This is a genomic window from Palleronia sp. THAF1 (assembly GCF_009363795.1).
Lineage (GTDB): Bacteria > Pseudomonadota > Alphaproteobacteria > Rhodobacterales > Rhodobacteraceae > Palleronia.
Window position 1 is genome coordinate 1,579,126 of sequence record NZ_CP045420.1, and the last position, 25,520, is coordinate 1,604,645.

At 64.7% G+C, this 25,520-nt stretch carries 24 protein-coding genes and 2 pseudogenes; 13 read left to right on the plus strand and 13 right to left on the minus strand.

The features are described 5' to 3' along the window. Positions 1–64 precede the first annotated feature (64 nt). From FIU81_RS07915 to FIU81_RS07920, 3 genes are read left to right on the plus strand one after another with little or no spacing between them, the layout of a single operon-like run. Positions 65–1,432, plus strand: a complete 1,368-nt coding sequence (locus FIU81_RS07915) for a DUF2927 domain-containing protein (RefSeq protein ID WP_413816229.1) — start codon at positions 65–67, stop codon at positions 1,430–1,432. Continuing rightward, the gene (locus FIU81_RS16695; protein ID WP_172971429.1) at positions 1,429–1,596 is read left to right on the plus strand and encodes a hypothetical protein; all 168 of its coding nucleotides are present in this window, start codon (positions 1,429–1,431) and stop codon (positions 1,594–1,596) included. Before FIU81_RS07915 ends, FIU81_RS16695 begins: the two co-directional genes overlap by 4 nt. Continuing rightward, positions 1,596–2,780: a vWA domain-containing protein gene (locus tag FIU81_RS07920; RefSeq protein WP_124113106.1), complete on the plus strand. Its 1,185-nt coding sequence runs from the start codon at positions 1,596–1,598 to the stop codon at positions 2,778–2,780. Before FIU81_RS16695 ends, FIU81_RS07920 begins: the two co-directional genes overlap by 1 nt. Here FIU81_RS07920 and FIU81_RS07925 read toward each other — a convergent pair. Then, complete coding sequence (locus FIU81_RS07925; RefSeq protein ID WP_124113108.1) at positions 2,777–3,226, minus strand: MarR family winged helix-turn-helix transcriptional regulator; 450 nt, start codon at positions 3,224–3,226, stop codon at positions 2,777–2,779. The two genes, FIU81_RS07920 and FIU81_RS07925, sit on opposite strands and share 4 nt — an antisense overlap. Positions 3,227–3,384: 158 nt before the next feature. Between FIU81_RS07925 and FIU81_RS07930 the strand changes: the two genes are divergently transcribed. From FIU81_RS07930 to FIU81_RS07940, 3 genes are all read left to right on the plus strand, one after another. After that, positions 3,385–3,816 carry an OsmC family protein gene (locus tag FIU81_RS07930; protein WP_124113110.1) on the plus strand — a complete coding sequence of 144 codons (432 nt, stop codon included), beginning with the start codon at positions 3,385–3,387 and terminating at the stop codon, positions 3,814–3,816. A 103-nt stretch (positions 3,817–3,919) separates the two neighbouring features. Then, complete coding sequence (locus FIU81_RS07935; RefSeq protein ID WP_124113112.1) at positions 3,920–4,606, plus strand: M48 family metallopeptidase; 687 nt, start codon at positions 3,920–3,922, stop codon at positions 4,604–4,606. A 78-nt stretch (positions 4,607–4,684) separates the two neighbouring features. Then, a complete protein-coding gene (locus FIU81_RS07940) occupies positions 4,685–5,371 on the plus strand; it encodes a hypothetical protein (protein WP_152460908.1) in 687 nt (228 codons plus the stop codon). Between the two features lies 1 nt (position 5,372). On the opposite strand, the gene tal is transcribed toward FIU81_RS07940, so the two are convergent. Next, positions 5,373–6,302 (minus strand): transaldolase, encoded by a 930-nt coding sequence (tal, locus tag FIU81_RS07945; RefSeq protein ID WP_124113116.1) that lies wholly within the window; start codon positions 6,300–6,302, stop codon positions 5,373–5,375. 74 nt (positions 6,303–6,376) lie between these two features. Between tal and xylB the strand changes: the two genes are divergently transcribed. Then, positions 6,377–7,801 carry a xylulokinase gene (gene xylB / locus FIU81_RS07950; RefSeq protein ID WP_124113118.1) on the plus strand — a complete coding sequence of 475 codons (1,425 nt, stop codon included), beginning with the start codon at positions 6,377–6,379 and terminating at the stop codon, positions 7,799–7,801. Here xylB and FIU81_RS07955 read toward each other — a convergent pair. After that, a complete protein-coding gene (locus FIU81_RS07955; RefSeq protein ID WP_124113120.1) occupies positions 7,798–8,211 on the minus strand; it encodes a VOC family protein in 414 nt (137 codons plus the stop codon). The two genes, xylB and FIU81_RS07955, sit on opposite strands and share 4 nt — an antisense overlap. Before the next feature lie 70 nt (positions 8,212–8,281). On the opposite strand from FIU81_RS07955, the gene FIU81_RS07960 reads away from it, so the two are divergent. Further along, a complete protein-coding gene (locus FIU81_RS07960) occupies positions 8,282–9,571 on the plus strand; it encodes an O-acetylhomoserine aminocarboxypropyltransferase/cysteine synthase family protein (protein ID WP_124113122.1) in 1,290 nt (429 codons plus the stop codon). Between the two features lie 54 nt (positions 9,572–9,625). Here the strand turns inward: FIU81_RS07960 and FIU81_RS07965 are convergent, their stop codons facing one another. Then, on the minus strand, positions 9,626–10,318 hold the full coding sequence (locus FIU81_RS07965) for an SIMPL domain-containing protein (RefSeq protein WP_172971430.1): 693 nt from the start codon (positions 10,316–10,318) through the stop codon (positions 9,626–9,628). A 135-nt stretch (positions 10,319–10,453) separates the two neighbouring features. Here FIU81_RS07965 and FIU81_RS07970 point away from each other — a divergent pair, with 135 nt between their 5' ends. The 3 genes and pseudogenes from FIU81_RS07970 to FIU81_RS17155 form a co-directional block, all read left to right on the plus strand. Continuing rightward, positions 10,454–13,468, plus strand: a complete 3,015-nt coding sequence (locus FIU81_RS07970) for a hypothetical protein (RefSeq protein WP_152460909.1) — start codon at positions 10,454–10,456, stop codon at positions 13,466–13,468. A 133-nt stretch (positions 13,469–13,601) separates the two neighbouring features. Further along, positions 13,602–15,110: pseudogene (locus FIU81_RS07975) on the plus strand (cation:proton antiporter); the annotation flags it as partial. 179 nt (positions 15,111–15,289) lie between these two features. Continuing rightward, positions 15,290–15,439: pseudogene (locus tag FIU81_RS17155) on the plus strand (hypothetical protein); the annotation flags it as partial. A 154-nt stretch (positions 15,440–15,593) separates the two neighbouring features. Here FIU81_RS17155 and FIU81_RS07980 read toward each other — a convergent pair. The 7 genes from FIU81_RS07980 to FIU81_RS08010 form a co-directional block, all read right to left on the minus strand. After that, complete coding sequence (locus tag FIU81_RS07980) at positions 15,594–16,112, minus strand: CarD family transcriptional regulator (RefSeq protein WP_124112483.1); 519 nt, start codon at positions 16,110–16,112, stop codon at positions 15,594–15,596. 181 nt (positions 16,113–16,293) lie between these two features. Beyond that, positions 16,294–16,629 (minus strand): ferredoxin FdxA, encoded by a 336-nt coding sequence (fdxA, locus tag FIU81_RS07985; RefSeq protein ID WP_124112484.1) that lies wholly within the window; start codon positions 16,627–16,629, stop codon positions 16,294–16,296. Positions 16,630–16,684: 55 nt separating this feature from the next. Then, positions 16,685–17,794, minus strand: a complete 1,110-nt coding sequence (locus FIU81_RS07990) for a Hint domain-containing protein (RefSeq protein ID WP_124112485.1) — start codon at positions 17,792–17,794, stop codon at positions 16,685–16,687. A 185-nt stretch (positions 17,795–17,979) separates the two neighbouring features. After that, complete coding sequence (locus FIU81_RS07995) at positions 17,980–18,351, minus strand: RNA-binding S4 domain-containing protein (protein WP_124112486.1); 372 nt, start codon at positions 18,349–18,351, stop codon at positions 17,980–17,982. 2 nt (positions 18,352–18,353) lie between these two features. Next, positions 18,354–21,248, minus strand: a complete 2,895-nt coding sequence (locus FIU81_RS08000; RefSeq protein WP_124112487.1) for a helicase-related protein — start codon at positions 21,246–21,248, stop codon at positions 18,354–18,356. A 66-nt stretch (positions 21,249–21,314) separates the two neighbouring features. After that, positions 21,315–22,055, minus strand: coding sequence for a hypothetical protein (locus tag FIU81_RS08005; protein WP_124112488.1), 741 nt, complete (start codon positions 22,053–22,055; stop codon positions 21,315–21,317). Positions 22,056–22,191: 136 nt separating this feature from the next. Then, entirely contained in the window at positions 22,192–22,749 is a 558-nt protein-coding gene (locus tag FIU81_RS08010) for a tetratricopeptide repeat protein (protein WP_124112489.1), read from the minus strand. A gap of 72 nt (positions 22,750–22,821) precedes the next feature. On the opposite strand from FIU81_RS08010, the gene FIU81_RS08015 reads away from it, so the two are divergent. Next, positions 22,822–23,106 carry an SCP2 sterol-binding domain-containing protein gene (locus FIU81_RS08015; protein WP_124112490.1) on the plus strand — a complete coding sequence of 95 codons (285 nt, stop codon included), beginning with the start codon at positions 22,822–22,824 and terminating at the stop codon, positions 23,104–23,106. A 29-nt stretch (positions 23,107–23,135) separates the two neighbouring features. Continuing rightward, positions 23,136–24,038 carry an alpha/beta fold hydrolase gene (locus FIU81_RS08020; protein WP_254696030.1) on the plus strand — a complete coding sequence of 301 codons (903 nt, stop codon included), beginning with the start codon at positions 23,136–23,138 and terminating at the stop codon, positions 24,036–24,038. A 39-nt stretch (positions 24,039–24,077) separates the two neighbouring features. Here the strand turns inward: FIU81_RS08020 and FIU81_RS08025 are convergent, their stop codons facing one another. Beyond that, complete coding sequence (locus tag FIU81_RS08025; RefSeq protein WP_124112492.1) at positions 24,078–24,668, minus strand: VOC family protein; 591 nt, start codon at positions 24,666–24,668, stop codon at positions 24,078–24,080. Positions 24,669–24,678: 10 nt separating this feature from the next. Continuing rightward, positions 24,679–25,395: a peptidase gene (locus FIU81_RS08030; RefSeq protein WP_124112493.1), complete on the minus strand. Its 717-nt coding sequence runs from the start codon at positions 25,393–25,395 to the stop codon at positions 24,679–24,681. Positions 25,396–25,520: the final 125 nt, after the last annotated feature.

Genomic DNA, 25,520 nt, shown 5'->3' on the forward strand with positions numbered 1-25,520 from the left:
CGGCACCCCGGCCATTCGCCGGTTGGCTTTTCCGCGTCAAAGGCGTTCACTGCGCAGGATGTTTGTGCGTATCCTCCTTGTCCCGCTTTTGCTGGCGCTTGCCGCCTGTGGCGCCGCCGATCCGCCTCAGGCGCGGCGGGCCACGCCCGATATGATCGCATCGCTTCCGGCGATGAAAAGCTTTGGGGCCGCACGCGTCACCCGGCCCGCACGCTCGAACGCAGAGATCGCACGGGACTTCCTGGACCTGTCATTCATGCTCGAATCGGGCCGTACGTTGCCGGTTCTGACACGGTTCGAAGAGCCGATTTCCGTTCGGGTCACTGGCCCCCGCCCCGCCAATCTGGATACGGACCTGTCGCGCCTTCTGGCCCGCATCCGGTCAGAGGCCGGGATCACGATCACCCGCGTGCCGGCAGAGGCCGACGCCAACATCACCATCGAAATCGTGCCCCGCGCCAAGCTGCAACGCACCGTGCCGGAAGCCGCCTGCTTCGTCGTCCCGCGCGTCACATCGTGGGATGGCTTCCTGCGTAACCGCCGCTCTGGCCAGATCGACTGGGCGACGCTGGAACGGCGCGAGCGGCTGGCGATCTTCATCCCCGGCGACGTGCCCCCGCAAGAGGTGCGCGACTGCCTGCACGAGGAACTCGCTCAATCGCTTGGGCCGCTGAATGACCTGTATCGCCTGACGGATTCGGTCTTCAACGACGACAACTTCCACACCGTCCTGACCGGCTTTGATATGCTCATCCTGCGCGCCACCTACGCGCCAGAGATCCGGTCCGGCATGACCCGCGAACAGGTCGCCGCCGTGCTGCCGCGTGTGTTGAACCGCCTGAATCCACGTGGCGCTGGTGTCCGGGCCCAGCCGCGCGGTGCCACATCGCGCGCCTGGATCGACCAGATAGAAACGGCGCTCGGCCCCCGCACCCGGATGCCCAACCGCCGCGCCGCCGCGCGTCGCGCCGTCGGCATCGCGCAGGAAGCAGGCTGGCGCGACAACCGGCTGGCGTTCTCGCTGTTTGCTCTTGGCCGCCTGTCGTTGGCGACCGACGCGGACCTGGCACTTGGCTCCTTCCTGCAGGCCGCCGGTATCTACGGCTCGGACCCGACCACCCGCATCCACGGCGCGCATATCGCCATGCAACTGGCCGCCTTCGCGCTGTCTTCCGGCCAGCCCGGTGCCGCCATTTCCATCGTGGATGCAAACACCGATGCTGTGATCGCCGCCGAAAACGCATCGCTGCTGTCCACGCTCTTGCTGGTGAAGTCCGAAGCGCTGGCCCAACTGAACCGCCCCGCCGAGGCCGCTCGCCTGCGGGCAGAGGCCTTGGGCTGGGCGCGCTACGGCTACGGCGACGCCGACGAAGTGCTGCGCCGCGCCGACGAAATCTCTTCCATCGTGCCACAAACAGAGAGCCGCTCATGATCGTTTTCGCAGGTATCGTCGCGGGCCTTGTCGGCGGGCCGGTCATCGCAGGCCGCCACGGCGGCAAGCGTGCGGACAAGGTGCAATACGCGCTGGCCATGGCCATTGCAGGCGCCCTGATCGGCCTGATCGTCACGCTGATCGTCGAGAACACGATCGCCTGATGTTCCTGCCCTTCTTCGAACAGCTACGCCGCCACCGCGTCCCGGCCACCCTGCGCGAATTCCTCGACTTCCTTGGAATCATGGACGCGGGCATCGCGACCTACGATGTGGACGCCTTCTACTTTCTGGCCCGCACATCGCTGGTGAAGGACGAGCGTCACATCGACCGCTTCGACCAGGCCTTCGCCGCCAGCTTCGCGGGGCTGGAGCATATCTCGACTGAAGAAGTCCTGAACGCAGTCGACCTCCCCGCCGACTGGCTGGAAAAGCGCGCCGAGAAGATGCTGACACCCGAGGAACGCGCAGAGATCGACGCACTTGGCGGCTTCGACAAGCTGATGGAAACGCTGCGCAAGCGGCTGGAAGATCAGAAGGGCCGCCATCAAGGCGGCAGCAAATGGGTCGGCACCGCCGGCACCTCTCCGTTCGGGGCTTACGGCTACAACCCCGAAGGCGTGCGCATCGGCCAGCACGAGTCGCGCCACCGCAAGGCCGTGAAGGTCTGGGACAAGCGTGAGTTCAAGAACCTCGACGAAGACGTCGAGATCGGCACGCGCAACATCAAGGTCGCCCTCAAACGGCTGCGCCGCTGGGCTCGCGACGGCGCGACAGAAGAACTGGACCTGCCGGGCACCATCCGCTCGACTGCGAACAACGGCTACCTCGACGTCAAGACCCGCCCCGAACGGCGCAACGCCGCGCGCGTGCTGCTGTTTCTGGACGTCGGGGGCTCGATGGACGACCACGTCAAAGTCGTGTCCGAGCTCTTCAGCGCGGCGAAAGCCGAGTTCCGCCACCTCGAACAGTTCTACTTCCACAATTGCCTGTACGAAGGCGTCTGGCGCGACAACCGCCGCCGCTGGGACGCGCAGACTCCCACGTGGGAGGTCCTGCGCACATACGGCCCCGAATGGCGCTGCATCTTCGTAGGTGACGCGGCGATGTCCCCCTACGAGATCGCGATGCCGGGTGGTGCCAACGAACACTGGAATCCCGAGGCTGGTGCCACATGGTTACAACGCGCCCGCGACCAGTGGCCTCATCACCTGTGGATCAATCCGGTGCAGCAGCGTTATTGGGCCTATACGCAGTCCACCCAGATGATCGCCGAAATCTTCGGTGCCGACCGCATGGTCCCGATGACGCTGGACGGCCTGAGCCGCGGGATGCGTGCGCTGACCTAGACCGACGCGTTCATGGCGTCGCGCAATGTCGCAAGATCACCGCGAAGACGGTTCACATCGTCTAGTGACATGCCCGTCGCATCCAGAACGCAGGCCGACACATTCGTTGCCCGTTCTGCCAAGGCCCGTCCCTCGCCGGTCAGCGAAATATCGACGCGCCGTTCATCCTCTGCGCTTCGCCGCCGATGGATCAGCCCCTGCCCCTCCAGCCGCTTCAGAACCGGCGTCAGCGTCGATGTCGCTAGACCAAGCCGCGACCCGATCTGACCCACGGAAACCGGTGACACGTCCCACAGGACGGTCATCACCAGGTACTGCGGATAAGTCAGACCCAAGGGGTCGAGCAGAGGTTTGTAAACGCGATTGAAGGCTTGGTTCAGCGCATAAACATCGAAGCACAGCATGTCTTCGGGCGTCAGGCAGGTGTTATGCTTCGTTCCGTCCATGCGCCAAAGCTAGGTCGCGCACAAATAGATCGCAACCTTGATATTCTGTACACCGGTTTATGTCGTGCGATACACAATCGCAGCCACCGCAAATTCCTGCGCGGAACGCGACGGGGTCACCTACGTTGGCAGCGTGAAGCATTCAAAGGAGTTACGACATGATCAAGAAAACAGGTAGCGCGAACTGGAAGGGTGGACTGAAGGACGGTGACGGAACCGTGTCCACGCAAACCGGCGTACTGAAAGAAGCGAACTACGGCTTCAACTCCCGGTTCGAGGGTGGCACCAACACCAATCCCGAAGAACTGATCGCCGCGGCCCACGCCTCGTGCTTCTCGATGGCCTTCTCGATGATCCTCGGCCAGCACGACCTGACGCCAGAAAACGTCGACACCAAGGCCACCGTGCATCTTGAGGAAGTCGACGGCGGCTTCGCGATTACCAAGATCCATCTGGACATGACCGCCAGCGTTCCCGGTGCGGATCAGTCCACGTTCGATGAAGCGGCCAATACCGCGAAAGAGAACTGCCCGATCTCGAAGGCGCTGGGTGGCGTCAAAGCGATCACGCTCGACGCCAAGATGGTCTAGGCTCCACAAGCTTGACCAACCGCGGCCGCCCCTCGGGGCGGCCGTTTTCGTTTGCACAGAGTGTCACGTTGCACCCCACCCCGCGCGGCCCCATCTTCATCCCATGCTGAAGTTCACACCGATCCTGCTCGCGATCCTCTACGCCCTCGCCATGTACCGCTTCTCGGTCTGGCGCACATCGAAAGAGCTGGATGGCAAGTCCACCGAACTGGCCGACGGGCACCTGCGCGACCTTTGCGACCGCATGGCCAAGGCGCTCGACCTGGAGCGTATCAAGGTCCACATCTACGAGATCGAGCCTGTCAACGGCCTTGCCGCCCCCGATGGGCGCATCTTCATCACGCGCGGTTTCTACAATCGCTACCGCTCGGGCGAGGTTTCGGGCGAAGAAATGGCCAGCGTCATCGCGCATGAACTCGGCCACGTCGCCCTAGGCCACTCGCGCCGCCGCATGATCGACTTCTCGGGCCAGAACGCGATCCGCGCGGCCCTGATGATGGTGCTTGGCCGCATCATTCCCGGCGTCGGCGTCTGGATCGCCAACGGCCTGATGTCCCTGCTCTCCGCCCGCCTGTCCCGGCAGGATGAATACGAGGCCGACGCCTACGCCTCTGCCCTGCTGGTCAAGTCCGGCATCGGCACCAGCCCGCAGAAGTCGCTGTTCACCAAGCTGGAACGCCTGACAGGAGGCGCGGGCGGCAGCACGCCGGCCTGGCTGCTTTCGCACCCCAAAACCGAAGAGCGCATCGCCGCGATAGAGGCGAACGAACGCAAGTGGGTGCAGGGTTAGATCACAACAACGGCCTGTCATTGCATGACCGCTGCCCGCTGATCACATTATCTGCAACGTCCTGTTGCACCAGAGGTCATGATGTTTCGTACAATCTTGTTTCCAGTCGTCGTCGCCCTTTTACCGGTCGCAGCGAGCGCCCAGGTCAACCCTCCGACCCACGCGCCGATCATCGAAGAGCCGCCCCTTCCCGGCGTCGTGCAGGGATGCGGGTTCTACAGTGTCCTTGGGTCTGCCCGGTCTTTAAGCGACGCATTTACCCTTCAGGACACTTTGGGAGCGATCGGATCGGGGGCCCATGACAATCGATCCATTCCTCAGTTTCGCGATGGCTACTACAGCGTGACGTACGGCCCATTTGCCAACGAAGCCCTCGCTGCCGATAAAGTCTCTGAATGGCGTGACCGGGTGCCCGACGCCCACGTGAAATATGGATGCGTCGACGGCGTACCGGGCCAAGCGTCGGCCCTGCCGATCTCTAGGGGGCACTACGTGCGCGAAGGTACCCTTTGTGACAACGCACCCAACGCCGCCATCCGGGTCTACGATGGCGCCGGTATCAGCGGCTCTGCCACGCGGGACTGCACGCTTGACGTGACAGAGGTCGATGGCCCTCTTTATGGCGGCACCAACACTTGCACCGATACATACGACGGCCAGCGCAGCGCCTCTGCCCTTTCCGTTCGCGTGCTCTCGGCCAATCGCTTCCGGTTGGCCGAGAATGGACGGATCGAAGGCGACTACCGCCTGTGCAGAGAAGGCTAGCCTACGCCAACCGGTCAGAGATCAGCTTCTCCAGCTTCACATAGTCCGCATGGAACTTGCGGATGCCCTCGGCCAGCTTTTCGGTAGCCATCGCATCTTCGTTCATCTCCCAGCGGAAGGTCGGCTCGTCGATGGCCTCTGCCGTGCCGCTGGCCGATCCGGCGGTCAGCGCGCGGGACAGATCGCCCTGATCCGCGTCCAGCTCGTCCAGCAGGTCCGGTGAGATCGTCAGCCGGTCGCAGCCCGCCAGCGCCTCGATCTGGCCCGCGTTGCGGAACGACGCGCCCATGACCACCGTGTCGATACCGTTCGATTTGTAGTGATCGTAGATCGCGCGCACCGACTTCACGCCCGGATCGTTGGCGGGCGCGTAGCCCTCGACGCCCTCGGCCGCCTTGTACCAATCCGTGATCCGCCCCACGAACGGGGAGATCAGGAACGCCCCCGCATCCGCACAGGCCTTGGCCTGTGCCATGGAAAACAGCAGCGTCAGGTTGCAGTCGATCCCGTCCTTCTGCAACCGTTCGGCGGCGCGGATGCCTTCCCAGGTAGAGGCCAGCTTGATCAGGATACGATCCTTCTCGACCCCGCGCGCCGCATAGGCGTCGATGATGGATTTCGCTTTGGCAACAGAGCCTTCCGTGTCGAAGCTCAACCGCGCGTCCACTTCCGTCGACACGCGTCCGGGCACGATCCCCGCCAGTTCCGCGCCGACGGCAACCGTCAGGCGCTGCGCGATTTCAGAGACGTCGCCGCCCTGACCCACCGCATCGCTCACGGCATCGGCGAAGTAATCCGACCCCACGGCTTTAAGCACGATGGACGGATTCGTCGTGCAATCCTGCGGCTTCAGTCGGCGGACGGCGTCTACGTCGCCGGTATCGGCGACCACGACGGTCATATCGCGCAGTTGATCGAGCTTGCTGGTCATGTCAGGGCCTCGGTTGTTAGCGTTCGACAGACAGGTAGAGTGAAACGCCTGCGCGGACCAGAGGGGGAAACGGCATGTATCTGGGGATCGATCTGGGCACCTCTGGCCTGAAAGCGCTTTTGTGCGACGGCGCAGGCACGGTTCTTGCCGAGGCGCGCGCAGGCTACGACGCCGATGTTCCAGGCCCAGGCCTGTCCGAGCAAGACCCGCAGGTCTGGGCGCAGGCCATGCGATCTGCCGTGCGCGAACTCCGCGCCCGCGTGCCCGCCGTCACGATTGATCTGCGCTGCATCGGCCTGTCAGGCCAGATGCACGGCCTGCTGGCGCTGGGTGCCGACGATGCCCCCCTACGTCCCGCGATCCTGTGGAACGACTCACGCGGGGCAGACTGGTCGGCTAACGCTCCGACTGAAACGCTGGCGATCACAGGCGTCGGCCCCATGCCATCGTTCACCGCAGCCAAACTGCGCTGGCTGCGCTACGCGGAACCGCTGACACATCGCAACATCGCGCGCATCGTCCTGCCCAAGGATTGGCTGCGCCTCTGGATGACGGGCGAGTGGGCGACCGACCCGTCCGACGCCGCAGGCACTCAGCTTTATGATCAGGGCGCGGGCGCGTGGTCCAAGACGATGGCGCAGGCCGTCGACCTCAATCCCGACGCCCTTCCCCCCATCATCGCCTCCGACACCATCGCCGGACAACTTCGGCCAGAGATCGCCCGCGACCTTGGTTTGCCGGTCGTGCCCGTCGTTACCGGTGGCGCGGACACACCCGTTGGCGCGCTCGCGGTCGGCTGCACAGGGCCGGAACACGCGATGATCTCGCTGGGCACGGGTGCGCTGGTGATCGCAGGGGCGGACAGCTACACCGCCCCCCCGGTGCCCAGCGTCCACCACTTCGCCCATGCCCTGCCCGACCGCTTCTACCGCATGGGCGCTCTGCTGAACGCGGGCTCTGCGCTGGACTGGGTCGGGCGGGTGACGGGGCAGACCGCCGCCGCGCTGATCGGCACGGTGGACACGCGCGGCTGGACCGGCCCCGGCGCGGTTCTGGCGTTGCCGTACCTTGACGGAACCCGAACGCCGCAAGGCGACGGTGCCGCCCGCGCCGCGCTGACCGGCATCGGACGAGACACCGGCCCCACCGATATCATGGCCGCGATGATGGAGGGCGTGGCCCTCGCACTCGCCGACGCCGTCGACGCACTGGAAACCACCGCACCTGTCGCGACGCCGGTCGTCATCGGCGGCGGCACGCGGTCCACCGCATGGATGTCGATGCTGGCGACCATCCTTGGCCGCCCCGTCGAGATCGGAGCGTCCCACGGATCGGCCATGGGCGCGGTGCGGCTGGCGATGCTGAGCGACGGGGTGGACGCCGCGAAGGTGCTGATCCGCCCCGAAACGCGCACCATCGCGCCGCTGCCCGGATCAACAGACCGCATCGCAGAGGCGCGGGCGCGCTTCGCCGCAGCCTGGCCTTCGGCGCGGGCCTAGGCGGCGAACACGCGATCCATGTCGCGGAAGCCCTTGATCTCTATGGGGTTCCCCGATGGGTCGCGGAAGAACATCGTCCACTGCTCGCCCGGCTCACCCTGGAACCGCACCGACGGCGCCAGCACCCAATCGGTGCCCGCAGCCTGCAAACGATCCCGCAGAGCCTCCCATTCCGGCAAATGCAGCACCAAGCCGATATGCGGCATCGGCACCATGTGATCGCCGACCTTCCCGGTGTTCGTGGTCGCGAAGGGCGTGCCCAGATGCAGCGAAAGCTGGTGGCCGAAGAAGTCGAAATCCACCCAGGTCTCTGTGCTGCGCCCCTCTGCGCAGCCCAGCGTACCGCCGTAAAAGGCCCGCGCCGCGTCAAGATCGGTCACGTGGATCGCCAGATGAAAGGGTGTCAGCATCGCCATTCCCGCGTTGTGTGCGCGCCGATCCTGCCCTAGCGTCCGCCGCGATTGAAGAGGAGAACTTCACATGACCGACCGCACCCCCGGCTTCGACACGCTGCAAGTCCATGCAGGCGCCCGGCCCGACACCGCCACCGGCGCGCGCCAGACGCCGATCTACCAGACCACCGCCTACGTCTTCCGCGACGCCGAACACGCCGCCGCCCTCTTCAACCTGCAGGAAGTCGGCTACATCTACTCGCGCCTGACGAACCCCACCGTCGCCGTGCTGCAGGAACGCATCGCGACGCTGGAAGGCGGCGTGGGCGCGGTCTGCTGTTCTTCGGGCCACGCCGCGCAGATCATGGCGCTGTTCCCGCTGATGCAGCCGGGGCGCAACATCGTCGCCTCGACGCGCCTGTACGGCGGCACGGTCACGCAGTTCACCCAGACTATCAAGCGCTTCGGCTGGTCCGCCAAGTTCGTCGACTTCGACGATCCGCAAGCCGTGGCCGACGCCATCGATGACGACACCCGCGCCATCTTCGGCGAGGTCATCGCCAACCCCGGCGGCTGGATCATGGACATCGACTCTATCGCCAAGGTGGCCGACGATGCCGGCCTGCCGCTGATCGTCGACAACACGACCGCCACCCCCTACCTGCACCGCCCCATCGAACACGGGGCCACGCTGGTCGTCCATTCCACCACGAAGTTCCTGACCGGCAACGGCACCGTCACCGGCGGCTGCGTCGTCGATTCGGGCAAGTTCGACTGGTCCGCCTCGGACAAGTTCCCATCGCTCTCCGCGCCCGAACCCGCCTACCACGGCCTGAAGTTCCATGAGACCTTCGGCCCGCTCGCCTTCACCTTCCACGGCATCGCCATCGGCCTGCGTGATCTGGGTATGACGCTGAACCCGCAGTCTGCGCACTACACTTTGATGGGGATCGAGACGCTGTCCCTACGCATGGAGCGTCACGTCGAGAACGCAGTGAAGGTCGCCAAGTGGCTGGAGCAGGACGACCGCGTCGACTATGTGACCTATGCGGGGCTGGAGTCGTCGCCCTACAACGATCTGGCGAAAAAGGTCTGCCCCAAGGGCGCCGGCAGCCTGTTCACCTTCGCGGTGAAGGGTGGGTACGACGCCTGCATCAAGCTGATCGACGCCGTCGAAATCTTCAGCCACGTCGCCAACCTCGGCGACACGCGCAGCCTGATCATCCACTCGGCCAGCACCACGCACCGCCAGTTGGAAGAGAACCAGCAGCGCGCCGCAGGGGCCGACCCGGAAGTCGTGCGCGTCTCCATCGGGATCGAGAACGCCGAAGACCTGATCGCCGATCTGGACCAAGCGCTGACCAAAGCCACGGCCTGAACGAAGCGCGCCCCGGACACCCTCCGGGGCGCGACATTAGCTTCTCCGGCTAATCTACTGTTCTTCGATCTCATAAACGACGGACACACTGGCCTGCACGTCCAGCGACCCCCGCGCCACCGGCACGTCTGACGCCATCCGCGCCTCCATCATCTGCGGGCGTGGCGACATCTGGGCGCCGCCTTCGCGCAGTTCAACGATCGCCCCCAGACCGACTCCGGCAGCCCCCGACATCAGCGCCGCCTTGCGCGCAGCATCGGCAACCGCCGCAGCCAAAGCGGCATCCTCCGCCGCTTGTGGATCGGAAAGCTCCCAGCTTAGACCGTCGAACGTATTGCCGCCCGCCGAAACCGCGCGCGACAGCACAGCCCCCAGACCGTCCAATTCCCGCACCGTCACGGTCAAAGACGATTCGGCGCGATAGCCGGTGATGCGCGGCCCCTCATCCGTCTGCACCTGTGACCGATCCGCGTAGACAGGCCGCAGCGACAGGGTGCCGGTCTGAATGTCCCGCGCTTCGATCCCATCGTCGATCAGCCCGACCAGCACGGGGGCCAGCGCGTCGGACATGCCGCTGACCGCCGCATCCGGCGTGTTTCCATCGGCCACCACGCCCATGCGCACGACGGCCACATCAGGCTCGACCGAAACTACTCCCTCGCCCATCACGGCAAGCCGCCCATCCTGCGCAGAAGCCGCGCCTGCCAGACCAACCATCAGAGCCGCTGAAACCATTAGCATCCGCATTTGTCGTCCTTTCGCTATGCTCCACGGCAACCTAGCCGGGCGCGAATTTCTTTCCATGCGCAAGAACCTGCGTTACAGCGGTCAAAACGGGCGCCGACGGGTGGCCCTTTACCGGCTATGTGCTAGACCAGAACCATGAAAAACGAATACGCGCTGGATTTCGCGCCCGATCGCGTGACCCTCCTGTCGGGGACAGGAAAGAAGCAGACATCGCTGGGCGAGGTCGCATTTGACGACCCGCATTTCGGCACCCGGCTGGAGGACCTGCGCAAGGAGGTCGAGGCAGACGGCGACGCGCCCCTGTCACCCACCCTGCTGATCCCCCACTCCGAGGTGCTGTTCCACTCGATGAAAGTGGACGAAGGCAGCGACGACGAGGCCCGTGCCAAGGCCGTCGCGGCGGAACTGGAGGGCATGACCCCCTACGCCGTCGAGGATCTGGTCTTCGACTGGAAGGCCACCAGTAAAACGCAAGTGCAGATCGCCGCCGTTGCCCGCGACACCTTGGACGAAGCCGACGATTTCGCGGCACAGCACGGTTTCGGCCCCGGGGGTTTCTCGACTCCCCCGAATTCCGACGCCTTCCGCGGTCAGCCCGATTTCGGACGCTCGGCCCGGCCGATGCCCGAACCTGTCGTGGTTCCAGAGCCGACGCCCGAGCCTGAAGCGGTGGCCCCTTCGGCCCCCGCATCCGAGGCCGTCGAAGGAGTTGTGGACGAAAAGACCGACAGCACTCTGTCAGAGACAGTCGAGGCCGCACCATCCAGCGAAAAGACCGGCGTCACACCGGAAAGCGCCGGTACGGACACTCCGGGCACTGCCGACCTGATCCCATCGGACCAAACCACGGAAGTTCCCGTCACCACGACCAAGGACGAAGTGGCGAAGCTGGCCACGAAAGCGACCGAAGCCAACGATACGGCACCAAACGATGCGCCGCAGGACACGGCCCCCTCTGAACCGGCCCCCGCGCAGACTACAGAACAGCTCAAGTCCACGCAGCCCCCGCCACCGCCCGGTGCGGCGAAAGGGTTCGCATCCCGCCGCGTGGCAGAGTCCGGCGGCAAAACACCATCCGGCCAAGACGCTTCCCGATTAACGGAAATCGCATCGCGCATCGCGATGCTGCCGGACGGCGGCGCGGGGCCGAAAGCGCCGCTGACGCCCGACACGGGCAAAACGTCGCCCAGCAAGTCAGCGCCCGTTCTCGCCGCCGCCACAGGCGCGGCCGCAACTGCTAGAACGGCGGCTCCACTTCGCGGCGCACCGGGTCCCGCGGCGCCCACTCCCACCGTGCGGCGCGTCGATCCCCCGCAAGACGGGGCGGCCCCGACCCCCGGCAGCGCGCGTCCCCGCCCGGCCCTGTCCGAAGCAGAGGCGCTGACCGTCTTCGGCATGCGCGAATCCCGCCGCTCGCCACTGGCCACCTTCCTGCCCGTCCTGATCGGACTGGCCGTCGCGATTGTTCTGGCTGTGCTGATCTGGTCGATCTTCTTCTTCCTGAACCCCTCCGAGCAGGACACCTCCGCGCTGGACGACACAGTGATCGCCGCCGAACCAGCGCCCGACGCTGCAGTCTCGCCGCCTGCCCCAAGCGACATGGCCGACGTAATGCCGGACGCGATTCGTCCGCCCGGTCCCGAATCGGACTCTGTCGATCAGATCCCGGACGCAGAGGGCGACACAGTGATCGCCGCCCTGCCGGAGGCGGAATTGCCGAACGAAGAGGCCCTCTCACCAGAGCCGGAAGAGACGCAGCCTCTCGTCATCGTTGAAGAGACCGTCCCGGAGGCGCCCGAAGCGGACACGCAAGAGACTGCGGAAGTCACGCCGGAAGATGAGCCTGAGCCAGAGATCGCCGCCCAGCCGGACCTTCCCGAACCGCTGCCCGACGATCCCCTGCGTCGGTCCGCCGATGCCCCTGAAGAAACGCGCTACGCTGCCACCGGCGTATCGACCGCGATCCCCAACGCACCAGCAGCGCCGCAAACGACACCGGCGGACGTCGACGCGGCCCCGGTGTCAGACTCGACCGTCGAATTGCGAGAGGCGGTGCCCGCCCCCGCCGCACCCGATTTTGTCGCTTTCACGCCACCCGCTGCCCTGTTGCCGCCGCCCGCCGCCGACGCCCGCTTCGAATTCGGACCCGACGGCCGCATCGTCGCCACACCCGAAGGCGCGCTGACCCCGCAAGGCGTGCGCATCACGGCGGGCCCCCCTGCCATTGAGCCACCATCCGCTCCGAACCGTCCCGAACCGGCAGCCACGCCGCAGGTGGAAGTGGAAGAAGATCCGCAGCCCGAAGACGCGCCCGCCGACCAAGACGCAGAGGCGGTGACGATCACCGAACCCACGCCCCTGCCCGATGACGAACAGGGCCTGGAAATCCCGGTGACGGAAGGCGCGCCCGCCGCCACCCCCCCGGCCCGTCCCGCCGATGATCAGGCAGCACTGGCAGAAGACGACCCTGTCGAGGCAACGCGCGTGGCCCTTGGCGGCACCGCCCTGTCCGCTCTGGCCGACATCACGCCGCGCCCGCGTGCCGCCACGCTCGGCACGGCTGAACCACTGGAACCGACTCAGGTCTCGCTGCTATCCCCCCGCGCCCGTCCCACCGATCTCACCGGTGAGCCGGAGGCCATCGAAGAGCCTGACGCCGAAGCCGCCGCCGAAACAGCTGCCGCCATCGAAGCAATCCTGCCGGAAGCGGTCGAAGAACCTAACCCAATCGTCGCCACCAGCCCCTACGCCGTTGCCAGTTCATTGCTTCCCGTCGGACGCCCACGCGGCTTCACCGACCGCATCGCCCAGCAGCGCGCCCAACGCCAGCAACAGCAGCAGCGTCAACAGGCAGAGCCGGTCCAAGTCGCCACCGCCGCCGCCGTGGTCACACCGCGCAACCCGACCCAAGGCTCTGTCGCCTCGCGCGCCACAGAACCGAACAAGATCCGCCTGAACGACGTGAACCTGATCGGCGTCTACGGCACCAGTTCCAATCGCCGCGCCTTGGTGCGCCTGCCGAACGGCCGCTTCGTCAAGGTGCGCGTCGGCGACACGGTAGACGGCGGACGGGTCAGCGCCATCGGCGCCGACGCGCTACGCTACGAAAAACGTGGGCGTTCCATGACTTTGACCATGCCCTCGGGGTAGGTTTACGGACACTCCGGGCTAGGTAGCGCGCCACACCGACAGCGACGGAATGCCCATGGAATCCTTTCTCTTCCAAGCCCTGATCTATTTAGCCGCCGCCGTCATTTCGGTGCCCATTGCCGCGCGCTTCGGCATGGGATCGGTCTTGGGCTATCTTGCCGCCGGTATCCTGATCGGCCCGGTGTTCGGGCTTGTCGGGTCTGAAACCGAAAGCCTGCAGCACTTCGCAGAGTTCGGCGTGGTGATGATGCTGTTCCTGATCGGGCTGGAACTGGAACCGCGTGCCCTGTGGAACATGCGCCACCGCCTTCTGGGCCTAGGCGGCGCGCAGGTGCTGGGCACCATGGTTCTGGTCGCGGGTGCCGCGATCCTGCTGGGCGAGCCAACCCGCGAGGCCATCGCCATCAGCATGGTGCTGGCCCTCTCCTCTACCGCCATCGTGCTGCAAACCCTGAACGAAAAGCAGCTGATGCAAACCGCCGGGGGGCGCTCCTCCTTCTCGGTGCTGCTGACGCAGGACATCGCCGTCATCCCGATGCTGGCCCTGCTGCCCCTGCTGGCAAGCGGCGCGCACAGCCCCAGCGGATACGACGACAGCCACGGCGGCAGTGAAACCGCGGCCGGCGCGGCGGACACCGCTGCCGCCAACGCCGAACGCGTATCCTCGATCATCGAAAACCTGCCCGGCTGGGGCATCACCCTGATGACCATCGGTGCCATCGCGGCGATCATCATAGCCGGCATCTACGGCACACGCCCCATGTTCCGTTACATCCATCGCGCGCGTCTACGAGAGCTTTACACCGCACTCGCGCTGCTGATCGTCATCTCAATCGCCTACGTGATGACATTGGTCGGCCTGTCCCCTGCCCTTGGCGCGTTCCTCGCAGGCGTGGTGCTGGCCAACTCCGAATTCCGGCACGAGCTTGAGTCGGACATCGAGCCGTTCAAGGGCCTGCTTCTCGGCCTCTTCTTCATCACCGTCGGCGCGGGCATCTCCTTCCCGCGCTTCTTCGAGACTCCGTTCATCATCCTTGGCCTGACGCTGGGCCTGATGCTGGCAAAGGGCGCTGTTCTTTATACCCTTGCCCGCATCTTCAAGCTGCACCGCCGGGATCGCTGGCTGTTCACCCTTGGCCTCGCCCAGGCCGGCGAATTCGGCTTCGTCCTCACCTCTTTCGCGCTGCAAACGGGTGTCCTAGGCTCGGAGATGAGCGAGCTTCTCCTGCTCATAGTCGCCATGTCGATGCTGCTGACGCCCCTGTTCTTCATCATCTGGGAGCAGATCACCAAGCGCATGGCCGAAAGCGACGGCGCCGCCGCGCATCCCCACGACGAGATCGACGAGCAGGCCCCCATCATCATCGCCGGTATCGGCCGCTTCGGACAGGTCTCGAACCGGATGCTGCAACTGGCGGGCTACGCCACCGTCGTGCTGGACGAGGATCTGGACACCATCCAACTGCTGCGCAAGTTCGGCTTCAAGGGCTACTTCGGCGACCCGACCCGCCCCGAACTGCTGCACGCCGCGGGCCTTGATACCGCCAGCACGCTGATGGCCACGATGGACGACCCCGACGCGGTCACGTCGCTGGTCAGCTACGCCCGCAAGGCCCGCCCCGACATCTTCATCGTCGCCCGCGCCTACGACCGCAACCACGTCTACCAGCTGTATCGTGCAGGTGCCGACAAGATCGTCCGCGAAGTCTTCGACAGTTCCTTGCGTGCAGGCCGCTACGTGCTGGAAAACAGCGGCCTGTCCGAACACGAGGCGTCCGAGCTGGAACGCGCCTTTTTCAAGATCGACCGCTCCGCCCTGCGCGAACTGGCGGAACTGTGGAAACCCGGCGTGCCCATCTCGAAGAACGACGCCTACATGCAGCGCGCGCAAGAGCTGAACGCCGACCTCGAATCGGCCCTGTCCGCCAAATACGACGAACTCCGCGACCAGCGCGTGACGGGCGGGGATGACGACGACGATGAAGAAGAGGACGAGCCGGGCGGGACCCAGCGGACTGCCTGACGTCCGACATCGCCAGGGAACCGCGCTAACCTCTACCATAGCAACGAAAAAAGCCGCGCCCTTTCGGACGCGGCTTTCTAACCTCAAACGACCCTACATTGATCAGGCGGCAGCGGCCTTGCGCTCGTCGAGCACGGCATCCAGCTGCGCTTTCGCTGCCTCTTCATCGCCACCGGACACGGCGGCGATTTCGCGGATCAGGCGTTCCGTTGCAGCTTCATACAGCTGACGCTCGGAATAGGACTGCTCGCGCTGGTCGTCGGTGCGGTGCAGGTCGCGCACCACTTCGGCGATGGCGATCAGGTCGCCGGAATTGATTTTCTGCTCGTACTCCTGAGCACGACGGGACCACATGGCCTTCTTGACCTTGGCCTTGCCCTTCATGGTCGTCATCGCCTTCGTAACCACGTCGGGCGATGACAGCTGGCGCATACCAACCTCTGTCGCCTTGTGCGTCGGCACGCGCAGGGTCATCTTGTCCTTCTCGAACGAGATCACGAAAAGCTCAAGTTCGAGACCCGCAATCTCTTGCTTCTCGATAGAGACGATCTGGCCCACGCCATGCGCGGGATAGACGACGAAATCGTTCGGACGGAATTCAGGCTTCTTGGATTTGCTCATGGCAGACGGTTTTCCTTTGGCAGTCCCCAGGTAATCAAGCCGCAAGAAAGACGCCGGGACCAAACACATTGCCCCGTCGCCTCAAGCGGTTGCCCGCTCGAATCTTGTTGCTGTTCTGGCACCATATCATAAAAATGGCCCCCGCGAAAGCGGGGTGTGCCGCACCGCGGCGCGGGGCGTATCAGCCGCCCTCGCCCGCCGCTTCGGAGAACAGCTCCATCTTGCCTTCCTTGCCGTCCATCTCTTCGGCGGTGGGCAAGGGATCCTTCTTCGTCACGATGACGGGCCAGGCTTCGGAATACTTGCGATTGAACTCCACCCACTTCTCCGCCTCCGGATCGGTGTCCGGGCGGATCGCGTCGGCGGGGCACTCAGGCTCGCACACGCCGCAGTCGATGCATTCGTCGGGGTGGATCACCAGCATGTTCTCGCCCTCGTAGAAACAATCCACGGGGCATACCTCGACGCAGTCGGTGTATTTGCAGGCGATGCAGTTGTCGTTGACGATATAGGTCATGCGCAGAAGTCCCGGTCCGGTGTCGACGTCGGCATAAACCGGGACCAGGGCAGGTTCAAGCCGCGCAGGCCACCCGTCCGGCCATCGCGCGCGAAAGGTCAGAGCGGCCGATCACCGCCCGCGCACGCGGACCGTACACCTGTTCCACGTCCACATCCAAAAGAACGGTCATCAGGCCCGGACGCTTGGCGAACAAAGCGGCCCGCGACTGCGGCGATAGGGCGCGCAGCGCCATCGGTCCCGGATAGAAGCTTTCTGTCTGGCAACCGTCGGCGATCAGCAGTTCATGCTGCGCGCACATCAGATGCACATACTCCACACGGCGCACACCCTGCGCCACACGGGCGCCGGTTCCGGGGTGTTCGGCAAGATGCTTGGCGCGCACCAAACGATCATCGTGAAGTACCATGTGCTGCGGAGATACCAGCAAATCGGCCGTCTCGCCGTAGGCACCCTGACGCAGACGGATGGGGCGATGCCCAGAGTCCTGCCCTTCAAGATCGTGGGCGGAAGATCCGGCCCAGACAAGCGGTTGCGGGCCGTGGTCCACGGTCTGCACCAGATCGCCAGCCGTCAAGGTTTCCACGGCGCGGTAGCCCTGCGGGGTCAGGATCGGCGTTCCCGCAGCAAAACAGACCGCGTAGTCGATGACGAGGCGGTCCCCATTCATTCCCGCATAAGAGTTTGTTCCGTTCGTAAGATTTCCAAGCGCGATCTCACGCAGCGGCCCTGCCTCCAGCGCGGCCGAGTCGGCATTGGTTGAAAATTCGGGCGCAAGGAAGGTGTTGCCGTTCACATCTTGGAACACCACGGCCGTGATGTTGGCCGTCGTTCCGTCTGAATAGGTAATAACAGCATCGTAGACCACGGACGCATCGAACTCGGCCGTGTAGCCATTGGCGAGCTCGGTGCCGGTGCCCTGCTGCAAAACGAAGTTCTCGGCGTTGGCGCTTGCGTTGTTGTTCTGATCATAGGCCGTCGCGGTGCCGGTAGAGAAGCCGTTCGATCCCGGCGAAAACTCATAGACGCTGTTCAGGATCGGGTCACCCGGCGACCCGTAAGAGGTGTTTTCCAGAATGCTCGCATTCTCGGCCGCCGTGTTGCCTTCGGTCGGGTCGATCGAGGCGAAGTTGCCAAGATAGATCACGTTGAATGTTGTCGGCATTTCCTGCTCCTTCGATCCGGTCGCACGGAATCTAAGTGCGATCTAAATCATCCTGCATCTGCGCACAACTCTACCGTGCACCGTTAAACGTTAAGGACATCTATCAACGACGAATTGGGCACGAATGTGTCAGGGAAATGATAGATCAAGGCATCTGACGATTGTGCGTCGAATGGAAACAGTGCTCAGCTGTCTTCCGGCCCAATGCGATCCATCTGTCGCCGGTCCCGCTTGGTGGGCCGTCCACCCTTGTCATAGCGCGGCGCTTGCGGCTGACGCGGCGGTCGGGGTGGCGAATGGTCGGTATACAGCGCCTGCGCTTCGGGCGCCGGGCCGCGCCGCGTTCCATGCGCGACGACATCGACCACGCGCACGGCATCGCCTTGGCTGAAGGTCAGCCGATCGCCCACCCGCACGCTGGCAGAGGGCTTCGACACCCGCGTGCCGTTCACCCGTATGCCGCCATCGGTCACGGTCTTCGCGGCCAGACTGCGCGTCTTGAAGAAGCGCGCGTGGAACAGCCACTTGTCCAGCCGGATTGCGGGCGTCGGCTCCAAGCCTAGTCCTTCTTCAAACCCATCAAAGCCTCTGCGAACGGGTTCGAGGGGTCGATGGGCTTGTCCTTTTTCGGCGGGCGGGACTGGGCGTTCTGGGGCGCACGATTGCCCTGCTTGCCCTTGCCGCCTTCGAGCTTGCCGCGTCCTTTGCCCTTGCCACGGGGGCGCGCGCCATCGGCCTTCTGGCCCTGCGGCTTCGCACCTCTGGGCCGCTCGTTCTGCCGCCCGCGCCCGCCCCACGTGAAGGTGTAGAACACTTCCATCTCGGCAGGCTCCGCCGTCTCGGCTCCCTCGGGCGTTCCTTCGGCATCTGCATCCGTCACCGCAGCAACGCCATCATCCGCACCGGTGGTCGGCGCAGGCGTTTCTGCATCCGGCGCACCGCTCAGAGGGGTGGCACCGGCATCCGGGGTCTCGGCCACCTCGGCGCTCGGGGTCTCGGCTTCGGCGCTGGCCTCGATGGCGGCCGGTTCAACAGCCGCATCTTCGACCTTCGGCGCGTCTGTCGCTGGCGTTTCTTTCGGACCGGCGACCTTGGGCCGCTCGCCCTTCTCGGCGTTGTAGCCCAGACCGTCCATCAGCTTGGCGAACTGCTCCAGCGTCGTGCCGGAAATCGACAGCATGTCCGGCGTCGCCTCGAACCCGGCGCGGCTGTCCTTGGCGCGCAGAAGATCGGCCAGACGCTCCAGCATATCGATGCGGATCGCACGCTCGCCCGCGGCACGGTAGCCGCCCATCGTATACGTGCCATTGGGAACGTCAGGCACGACCGGGATCGTCACCAGACCCGGCGGCGGGCTTTCGGGATATTCGTCGAAGCCCTGCGCCAGCGACCACAGCAGCAGTCGCAACCGCGTCGGCGCGGGCTTCAGCAGTGCAGGCAGGAAGATGGTGAATTGCCCGAAGCGCACGCCATGCTTGCGCAACGCACCGCGCGACGCCTGATCCAGATCCTTCACTTCGTTCGCCACGTCAGACCGCGGGATCACGCCCATCGCCTCGACCAGCCGGAAGGCGAAGCCCTTGGCCAAGCCGGCCAAAGCCTCGTCCTTCTGCATGGCGAACAGCGGCTCGAACTGCGCGTCGATCTTGCGGTCGATGAAGTGCTGCAAGCGACGCGACACCTTTTGCATGACCTCCGGCCCGGCCTCGTCATCGACGAAGGCGATCACGCGCGGCTTCAGCGGCTCGTCGCCTTTCTCCAAGCGACCTACGGCCTCGGACCCCCACATCAGGCCCCCCTGCTCGGTGAAATCGAGCTCGGTGTCGGGCGCGTTGTAGAATCGGTCGGCACGCAGATGGAACTGGGGCGCAAGCGCGGCGACGCTAGCCTGTCGCAGCGTCTTGGCCTCGTCCGGGTTCGCGGTCGAGTCCTGCCGGAACCGGAATCCCTCGATCCGCCCCACATGCTGACCTTCGACGGTCACTTCACCCTTGTCGTTCACTTCGGCCACCATGGCTTCCTTCTGCTTGAGCCGGCGCAACAGCACGGATGTGCGCCGATCCACGAATCTTTGCGTCAACGCCCCGTGCAAGGCGTCCGACAACCTGTCTTCTACAGCGCGCGTCGCCCCACGCCAATGGTCCGGGTCATCAACCCACCCCTTGCGCTGCGCCACATAGGTCCATGTGCGGATATACGCCAATCTTTTCGACAAAGTGTCGATATCGCCGTCGGTCTTGTCGATCCGCTTGACCTGCCGGGCCAGCCAATCATCCGGCACGCGGCGCAGGTCATGCAGAAAGCCGAAGATCCGCTCCAGCATCGCCGCGTGCTCGCCCGCGCTGATGCCCCGGAAGTCCGGGATGCGACACACGTCCCACAGCAATTCGACCGACGGCGCAGAGCGGCAGGCATTCGCGATGTCGGGGATCGCCGCCAGCGTCTTGAGCGCTTGCAGATCGTCCGCCTCACGCGCGCGCTGCAGGCGCTCCACGGTCGGCTTCTCTTCAAGACTGCGGATCAGAGCCTCCGGCGTGCCCATCTGCAGCTTCGAGTTGCGCCACTGAACGTGCTTGATCGGCGCGAACTTGTGCCCAGTGATCGCCTCTGCCACGCCATCATCCAGCGGCGGCGCCTCGCCCGTCACTCCGAACGTCCCGTCGTTCTTGTAGCGCCCGGCCCGCCCGGCAATCTGCGCCAACTCATTGGGTTGCAGATCGCGCATCCGCCGCCCATCGAACTTGCGGGTCGAGGAAAAAGCCACATGGTCGATGTCCAGGTTCAGACCCATCCCGATGGCATCCGTCGCCACCAGGTAATCCACGTCTCCGTTCTGATACATCTCGACCTGCGCGTTGCGGGTCCGGGGCGACAGCGCGCCCATTACCACCGCCGATCCGCCCTTCTGGCGGCGCAGCAACTCTGCAATCGCGTAAACGTTATCGACAGAGAACCCGACGATGGCCGACCGAGGCCGCATCCGGCTGATCTTCTTCGAACCTGTGTACATCAGCGTCGAGAATCGCTCTCGCCGCACGAACTGCGCCTCTGGCACCAGTGCGGCAATGGTGCCGCGCATCGTCTCTGCCCCAAGGAACAACGTCTCATGCGTGCCACGCGCGCGCAGCAAGCGGTCGGTAAAGACGTGCCCCCGTTCGGGATCGGCACACAGCTGGATCTCGTCGATGGCCATGAAGTCGGGGCCGATGCCAAGCGGCATCGCCTCGACCGTGCAGACCCAGAATTGCGCGCGGTCGGGCACGATACGCTCTTCGCCCGTGACCAATGCCACGACGGACGGGCCGCGTAGTGCCACGATACGATCATAGACTTCGCGCGCCAAAAGGCGCAGCGGCAGGCCGATCACGCCGCTGCGGTAGGCCAGCATCCGCTCGATGGCGTAGTGGGTCTTGCCTGTGTTCGTAGGGCCAAGGACCGCAGTGATCCGTCCCATGGCTCATCCTTTTTCCGCTCGCCCCTAGATGCGGGGCGCGCGCCGGGATCGCAAGGGGGCGCTGTGCTAGAAGCCCGGCAGGATATCCAGCAAGCCGCGACGGTCGAAGCTCGATCCGCCCTTGTCGCCGAAACCGACGGTCGCCTGCACGCCGATGTAACCTTCGTCAGCCGATCCGATTCCGGGCAAGTCGCCGTCGGCCACCCCCAGCTCTGCACCGATGGAAAAGCTTTCGGTCACATCGTAATCCGCCGTCAGTCCGAAGCGCGACGCATCGGCGCCATCGTCCAGATTGGCCCGATCCAACCGCGCACCGACTTGCAACGACGGCAGCACGCGGTAGCCGCCCTGAATACCGAAGGCGCTGCCGGACACATCGTCCGCCAAGCCCATCAGATAGCCCTCGCCAGAGATCAGGCCGGTGTCGAACGCGCCCTCGATCCCGTAATGCGTGCTGTCCAGAGACCCGAAGCCATCGTGGCCCGCGAAAACGCCCAGCGTCACGCCGTCGGGCAAGGAGTAAAGTCCATGCACCGTCGCGTTGACGCCGGTGTCATCCAGCAACCCGGCCCGGTCGAGGCCCAGATCGAACTGCGCCCCAAGGCCCGAATATCCGATCCCGATTTCCAACGCGCCTTCCAGCGACGTGCGCGACAGGACTTCTTCGTCACCGTTCACAACAACATCGTCCAGGAACCGCTCATGCCCTAGCCGCAGCTCGCCGCTCGTCACCTCGACCTGCGCGCGCGCCTGCCCGAATGCCAGAACAGCAAGGGCGGTAAAGCCCAGTATCTTCGTGAGTTTCATGTCTGCCTCAATCCGCCTTGGCCCGCCTCTTTGTGCAGGTCTCGGGCCGACTAGATCACGCGACGGGCCACGCGTGAATCGGGTTTAATGAATTGTGGAAGAGATGTTGTTTTCGGGGAACAGAAGGGCCGCGCCGCTACAGCGTCCGCCCGTCGACCTCACGTTCCAGGCGCGGAATGGCCGCCTCTGCCTCCGGGCTGGCGGGGTAGTAGCGGCGGACTTCGCGCCAAGCGGTCAGCGCGCCCTCAAGTTCGCCGATCTCTTCGAACATGATGGCCAGCCCCGTCATCGCCCCGAAATGGCGGGGGTTCAAAGCCAGCGCCGTTTGAATATCGGCCAGCGCGGGGCCGTACTGGTCGGCGCTGAAGTAGGCCGTGGCCCGCGCGTTGTAGGCTTCGGCGAACTCCGGCGCGTGATCGACCAAGGCGGACAGATGGCCGATAGCCGTCGTCGTATCGCCCTCTTCCAGCGCCGAGCGCCCGCGATCCAGCAAAAGATCCATCGACGGCGACCCCGACTGGGACCACTCGTCCACGATCTTGCTGGCGATCTGCAACGCGTCCTGACCTTCGGCCACTTGCAGCGCCGCGAAAAGGTCGGCCAAGCGATCCTCTTCGGCTTGCGCGGACGCCAAGCCTGCGCAAACGATCCATGCCGTGACGGCAGATTTGAGATTCGGGATAAACCAAGCCATATCTTGATCGAGACTAGCGGATGGGCGGACGATTGCACCCCCTTCCAAAACACAAATGCAGGAGCACAGACGATGAGCGAGATGATCGACGCGGCAGTGAAAGAACTGAACCAGAAGACCGGCGGCAGCTTCGACGGCTCGGCCAAGTTCGTGGTAGAGGATGAAGGCACCATCATGCTCGACGGCGAAGGCGCCCGCGCCGCGGACGAGGACGCCGAAGTCACCATGACCGCCGACTCGGACACCTTCCGCGAAATCTTCGAAGGATCGCTCGATCCGACCTCCGCCTTCATGTCCGGCCGCCTGAAGATCGACGGCGACATGGGGCAGGCCATGAAGCTGGCGCAGACGCTCTAGGGGTGCAGCAAGCCCCCCTTCATCTGGACGTGTCCGCGGCGCCCGCTGCGACGCAGGCACATTGGCTGACCACGACCGACGGGCTGCGCATTCGCGTGGCCCATCTGTCGCCGGATACGGCGCGCGGCACCGTCCTGCTGTTTCCGGGACGTACCGAATACATCGAGAAATACGGTCAGATCATCGCGGATTTCGCCGATGCCGGTCTGGCCTCGATCATCATCGACTGGCGCGGTCAGGGTCTGTCCGACCGCCTGCTGGCCGATCCGCTATCGGGCCACGTGCGCGCGTTCAACGACTACCAGTATGACGTGGCCGCGCTTGTCGCCCACGCGCAGGAATTACGCCTGCCCAAACCGTGGTATCTGCTGGCGCACTCCATGGGCGGGGCCATCGGCCTGAAGGCCCTGATCGACGGCCTGCCAGTCGAACGTGCCGCCTTCTCGGCCCCCATGTGGGGCTTGCCGCTCTCCACCGCGCTGCGCCCCGCCGCCTGGACCATGAGCCACGTGGCCAGCGCCGTCGGCCTGCGCCACCTCTATTCGCCGGGCACCAGCGCCGTGTCCTACCCGAATGAGACCAACTTCGACGAGAACGTGCTGACCCACGATCGGGATCAGTACGCCACGATGGCAAAGCAAACCGAGACGTACCCCGAACTGGCCCTCGGCGGTCCGTCGCTGGGCTGGCTCGCCACATCCCTGCGCGCCCTGCGCTGGATGGCCGGCCGCCCCAACCCGGCGACACCAACGCTGACGATCCTTGGCACGTCAGAAGCCATCGTGGACCCCGCCGCCATCCGGTTGCGCATGGCGAATTGGCCCAACGGCACCCTGCTGGAAATCGACGGCGGCCACCACGAATGCCTGATGGAGACGCCTGACAGGCGCGAGAAGGCGATAAGCGCGATCCTGGATCACTTCACGGATTAATTGAAACGGCAGCAGTCCAACGAAAGACCTTACCTATCCCTAACCGTGCCAGCGAATACGTCGACGCATCCGCCCGCCTGGATCGACGATAGACATGTCCAATTCAGGCGCACCTCGACGTAATTCCAATCCGTCGACCTTTGCCACCCGCCGCGCTAGTCGGCTGGCCTGTGGGTGAAATAACGTGGCGCTCGACAGCCGTGCAAACCGCGGGCGTTGCCGCCGCCCAGGCAGACCGTCTTTCCGAAGGATTGGCGGCACCGCCCCCTTGAACCCAAAGAAAAAAGGCATTTCGGGATCGCGCGACAGGGTAGCGATTTCAATCGTTACGCCCTGAGGCAGGTAGTCCGGCTGATACGCAAAGACCTCTGTCGGAGCAGCCCCACGCCAACACAGTCCCAACCGGCAAGAACGTCCGACAAGTCCGGCCCGCCTCGCAGCAACGCCAATTTCTGAATCATCGAACCATAGATATTCAAGGAACACGTCATCCAAACAGGCACAAAGATTACGTGTCCCTTGGCCCGGATGCGCCCGACGGTAGCTCGCGCGCAATCCGTCCCGCGTCAGCGCCTTCCGCGCCGAAGCCTCTGTGGGCATGATGACAAAGGCGTGGTCCAGAGTGGCCATGCCAAAAGCCTTAGATCTCGATACCGCGGAAGCCGTCGCGCAGGGCCTGGCTCCAGGCCTGCGACATGCTGGCGAAGACCTGATCGTCCGCCTCGATCCGTCGCATTTCAGAGATCATCATCTTGTCCGTCTCGATCACGCACAGATCCAGCGGCAGCCCGACGCTCAGGTTCGAGCGCAGCGTCGAATCCATAGATAGCAGCACGGCCTTCTTGGCATCCGTCAGCGTCGTTCCCGGCTCGACCACGCGGTCGAGGATCGGCTTGCCGTATTTGTGCTCGCCGATCTGCAAATATGGCGTGTCGTCCGTCGCCTCGATGAAGTTGCCCTCGGGGTAGACAAGGAACAGCCGGGGCGCGCCGCCCTTGCGCTGGCCCGCCACGATCATTGACGCCCGCGCGCTGGCGGCCTTCGCGCCCATCTGGCCCGCCACGTGGGTAGACACTTCGGACAGGGTCCGGCCCACCATCTCGACCACTTCCAGCATCGTGCCCGCCGTCATGATTGACGGCGCATCGGGGTCGGAAATCGCTTCCTCCAGCTTGGCGAGCGTGGTCTGCGTGACCGATAGCGACCCCGCCGTCATGATCGCAATCGCCCGCTCGCCCGGATCGACGAAGGTGAACATCTTGCGGTAGGTCGAAATGTTGTCGACGCCCGCGTTCGTGCGGGTATCGGACAGCAGGACAAGCCCGTCGTCGAGCAGCAGTCCAACGCAGTAAGTCATGGATGAGTCGCCTGTGTCTGTTCTGGCAAAACCTATGCTGCGCCGCGGTGTGCAGCAATGGTCGATACGCTGCGTCAACAGCATGGTGCAGTCACCGAATTTTCGAGAAGCGAAGCAGCTGAGTC

Excerpts from the sequence above, each read along its gene's own strand:
- FIU81_RS07980 (WP_124112483.1), bottom strand. The coding sequence starts at position 16,112 with ATGAGCAAATCCAAGAAGCCTGAATTCCGTCCGAACGATTTCGTCGTC.
- FIU81_RS16695 (WP_172971429.1), top strand. The coding sequence starts at position 1,429 with ATGATCGTTTTCGCAGGTATCGTCGCGGGCCTTGTCGGCGGGCCGGTC.
- FIU81_RS07930 (WP_124113110.1), top strand. The coding sequence starts at position 3,385 with ATGATCAAGAAAACAGGTAGCGCGAACTGGAAGGGTGGACTGAAGGAC.
- FIU81_RS07970 (WP_152460909.1), top strand. The coding sequence starts at position 10,454 with ATGAAAAACGAATACGCGCTGGATTTCGCGCCCGATCGCGTGACCCTC.
- FIU81_RS08015 (WP_124112490.1), top strand. The coding sequence starts at position 22,822 with ATGAGCGAGATGATCGACGCGGCAGTGAAAGAACTGAACCAGAAGACC.
- FIU81_RS08010 (WP_124112489.1), bottom strand. The coding sequence starts at position 22,749 with ATGGCTTGGTTTATCCCGAATCTCAAATCTGCCGTCACGGCATGGATC.
- FIU81_RS08005 (WP_124112488.1), bottom strand. The coding sequence starts at position 22,055 with ATGAAACTCACGAAGATACTGGGCTTTACCGCCCTTGCTGTTCTGGCA.
- FIU81_RS08000 (WP_124112487.1), bottom strand. The coding sequence starts at position 21,248 with ATGGGACGGATCACTGCGGTCCTTGGCCCTACGAACACAGGCAAGACC.
- FIU81_RS08030 (WP_124112493.1), bottom strand. The coding sequence starts at position 25,395 with ATGACTTACTGCGTTGGACTGCTGCTCGACGACGGGCTTGTCCTGCTG.
- FIU81_RS08025 (WP_124112492.1), bottom strand. The coding sequence starts at position 24,668 with ATGGCCACTCTGGACCACGCCTTTGTCATCATGCCCACAGAGGCTTCG.
- FIU81_RS07940 (WP_152460908.1), top strand. The coding sequence starts at position 4,685 with ATGATGTTTCGTACAATCTTGTTTCCAGTCGTCGTCGCCCTTTTACCG.
- FIU81_RS07960 (WP_124113122.1), top strand. The coding sequence starts at position 8,282 with ATGACCGACCGCACCCCCGGCTTCGACACGCTGCAAGTCCATGCAGGC.
- xylB (WP_124113118.1), top strand. The coding sequence starts at position 6,377 with ATGTATCTGGGGATCGATCTGGGCACCTCTGGCCTGAAAGCGCTTTTG.
- FIU81_RS07990 (WP_124112485.1), bottom strand. The coding sequence starts at position 17,794 with ATGCCGACAACATTCAACGTGATCTATCTTGGCAACTTCGCCTCGATC.
- tal (WP_124113116.1), bottom strand. The coding sequence starts at position 6,302 with ATGACCAGCAAGCTCGATCAACTGCGCGATATGACCGTCGTGGTCGCC.
- FIU81_RS07955 (WP_124113120.1), bottom strand. The coding sequence starts at position 8,211 with ATGCTGACACCCTTTCATCTGGCGATCCACGTGACCGATCTTGACGCG.
- FIU81_RS07935 (WP_124113112.1), top strand. The coding sequence starts at position 3,920 with ATGCTGAAGTTCACACCGATCCTGCTCGCGATCCTCTACGCCCTCGCC.
- fdxA (WP_124112484.1), bottom strand. The coding sequence starts at position 16,629 with ATGACCTATATCGTCAACGACAACTGCATCGCCTGCAAATACACCGAC.
- FIU81_RS07965 (WP_172971430.1), bottom strand. The coding sequence starts at position 10,318 with ATGCGGATGCTAATGGTTTCAGCGGCTCTGATGGTTGGTCTGGCAGGC.
- FIU81_RS07920 (WP_124113106.1), top strand. The coding sequence starts at position 1,596 with ATGTTCCTGCCCTTCTTCGAACAGCTACGCCGCCACCGCGTCCCGGCC.
- FIU81_RS07925 (WP_124113108.1), bottom strand. The coding sequence starts at position 3,226 with ATGGACGGAACGAAGCATAACACCTGCCTGACGCCCGAAGACATGCTG.